Annotated in this window: 3 protein-coding genes; 1 reads left to right on the top strand and 2 read right to left on the bottom strand. The window is 47.7% G+C overall.

Features of this window, described 5'->3' with window-relative positions; genetic code table 11:
* Window positions 1–319 precede the first annotated feature (319 nt).
* Window positions 320–766, bottom strand: a complete 447-nt coding sequence (locus tag MHN01_RS24310) for an NUDIX domain-containing protein (protein ID WP_239413950.1) — start codon at window positions 764–766, stop codon at window positions 320–322.
* Between the two features lie 444 nt (window positions 767–1,210).
* On the opposite strand from MHN01_RS24310, the gene MHN01_RS24305 reads away from it, so the two are divergent.
* Entirely contained in the window at window positions 1,211–2,335 is a 1,125-nt protein-coding gene (locus MHN01_RS24305; protein ID WP_239413949.1) for a M14-type cytosolic carboxypeptidase, read from the top strand.
* A 113-nt stretch (window positions 2,336–2,448) separates the two neighbouring features.
* Here the strand turns inward: MHN01_RS24305 and MHN01_RS24300 are convergent.
* Window positions 2,449–2,553 (bottom strand): adenylosuccinate synthetase (locus MHN01_RS24300; RefSeq protein WP_239413951.1); only part of this gene is annotated, 105 nt, incomplete at its 5' end.

Raw genomic sequence — 2,553 nt, 5'->3', positions numbered from 1 at the left:
ACCAACTGAACTACCGCTCCAATTCTGTGCGAAACTCGGCTTGCGCCCAATTTCTAGAATGTGGCGGAGAGATAGGGATTTGAACCCTAGATACGCTACAAACGTATGCCGGTTTTGAAGACCGGTGCTTTCAACCACTCAGCCATCTCTCCGTAAGTGCGGTGAATAATACGCAGCCCTTTAGCGATTGTAAAGTATCAGCTCAGTTAACTGCTCAACAGATAACCATTTTTGATGATTTATTTCTTATTCATCTCTGCTAAGGACAATACATGTCTATCACGGTTATTTTTCACACACATCATGTGGCAACTCATACTTATTGGTAGCCCTTAACCTGTACCCCGGAACCCCAAAAAGCTGTTTTGTTATGACATTCGCCAGCGATCAACTGACGCAATGCCTCTGGGTAAAGATTATATGCGCCTAGTTTTTGCTTATGTACCCACAAGAATTCAAGATGAGGTTCGTTAGAAACAACAGGAAGCTTCGAAGACAGGTCTGACTCAACACGAAAGATTAAGTTAATTTCAGCATTGAGCACGCCGTTTTCTTCCCACTCATTTTCTGCCGCACCGACAAACTCACCAATGCTGCCATCAATCGATGCCTCTTCCATTAGCTCACGCTTCAATGCTTCCTTGGCCGGTTCTGCGAACTCAATATGACCTCCGGGCAGGAAAGTCATGGTATCGCCAATTGCCCTGACCAGCAGTACATGCTCATCTGAAGTAATAAGACCTCGTGCCAAGTAGTGAAATGCCACGTTGTTTCCTCTTCTGTTTGCTGATCGGCCAATAGTAACGGGTTTAAACAATCTGTAACAGAGTCGTCCCCCCTTCATCACACCTAATTCATTAAGCAGCTATATACCCAAGCCACCTCAAGATGCAGGATTCAGAGTGAGACCAGCGAGCTCAGTTCAAGGAAAATGACGGTAGGAATGGTATTCCCTTTCAACGTTATTTGACACAGAAATGGGTTCGCTGGCTCACTCCCAAAGGGCGAGTTCCAGTTCTTTTAAATAGATAGGGGCTTCTATGCGTTGTTACCGATTATTAATTTAGAGCCACTAGATTTTCAAATCGGTGCCTAGCCTGCGCGGCCCGGCCACAACCCAAGTAATTCTCGCTGAAACGAGCATATTGAGGTAGCTTGGGTATAGTTATGCTAATCTCGAACCTTCACTCAAAAATAGATAACTACAACGATGAAAATATTCAGCAATTTTGAAAGTGGCAACATTCATGTTGTCAAAGCCGACAAGCCCGAAGATATCCAGCTAACCATTCCCTGTGACAACCAATCTGAGTTCTACCAATGGTTTCATTTTCGTCTGGAAACTCATGCGCAAACTGAGCACCATATCAAGCTGCTGAACCTGGCCAAGTCCGCCTATCCGGAAGGCTGGCAGGACTACGATGTGGTTGCGTCGTATGATCGCAAGGAGTGGTTCCGCATTCCGGCTGAGTTCGACGGTGATACACTGAGCTTCAAAGTGATTCCGGAATACGGCTCGATGTATTTTGCCTACTTTGCTCCTTACAGCTATGACCGCCACCAAGACCTGCTGCATCAGGCACAAACCCACTTTAACTGCCAGCTAACAACCCTTGGCTCGACCCTAGACGGCAACGACATGAGCTTGCTGACAATCGGCGAACCGTCGGATGAAAAGAAAAATATCTGGATCATTGGGCGCCAGCACCCAGGCGAAACCATGGCAGAATGGTTCATTGAAGGCTTATTGCAGCGCCTGCTGGATGAAACTGACACCGTCGGACGCGCCCTGCTCGATAAAGCGGTCTTTTATATCGTTCCGAATATGAACCCGGACGGCAGTATTCGCGGTCATTTACGTACCAATGCCGTCGGCGTGAACCTGAATCGCGAGTGGCAAACACCTTCGATGGAAAAGAGCCCGGAAGTATACCTGGTTCGCGAGAAAATGCTGAAAAGCAGTGTTGATATGTTCCTGGATATTCATGGTGACGAGGCCATTCCATATAACTTTGTTGCAGGCAGTGAAGGGATCCCGTCCTATGACGGTCGACTGGCGAACCTGGAGAGTAAATTCAAGCAGGCCCTGCTGACCATAACTCCTGAATTTCAGGACGAACATGGGTATGACAAAGACGAACCGGGCCAAGCCAACCTGACTATCGGTTCTTGCTGGGTGGCCGAGAAGTTCAAGTGCCTGTCTTACACCGTTGAAATGCCGTTTAAGGATCATATCCTTCATCCAGACAGCTTCTACGGCTGGTCGCCAGAGCGCAGCGTTGCCTTCGGGCAGGATGTATTGGCGGCAGTACTGGCTGTTGCAGATGATATTTAGGCTTCAGTTAACAAGCCTCAAATAGCAAAAAGCGCCAAATGACAAACAGGCTGACCATTACTGGCCAGCCTGTTTGCTTCCCTGGGTATGTGAACAGCTCTTAACCGCAGTAATTAGCGATTAATCATTTGCTCACGCTCCGGGCCTACCGAAATCATTTTGACCGGTACCCCCATGAGTTCTTCAATACGCAGTACATACTTCTGCGCAGCAACTGG

This window comes from Photobacterium sp. OFAV2-7, from assembly GCF_022347985.1.
Taxonomy (GTDB): Bacteria; Pseudomonadota; Gammaproteobacteria; order Enterobacterales; family Vibrionaceae; genus Photobacterium.
This window is presented reverse-complemented; position numbering and strand designations above follow the sequence as displayed.

Excerpts from the sequence above, each read along its gene's own strand:
- MHN01_RS24305 (WP_239413949.1), top strand. The coding sequence starts at position 1,211 with ATGAAAATATTCAGCAATTTTGAAAGTGGCAACATTCATGTTGTCAAA.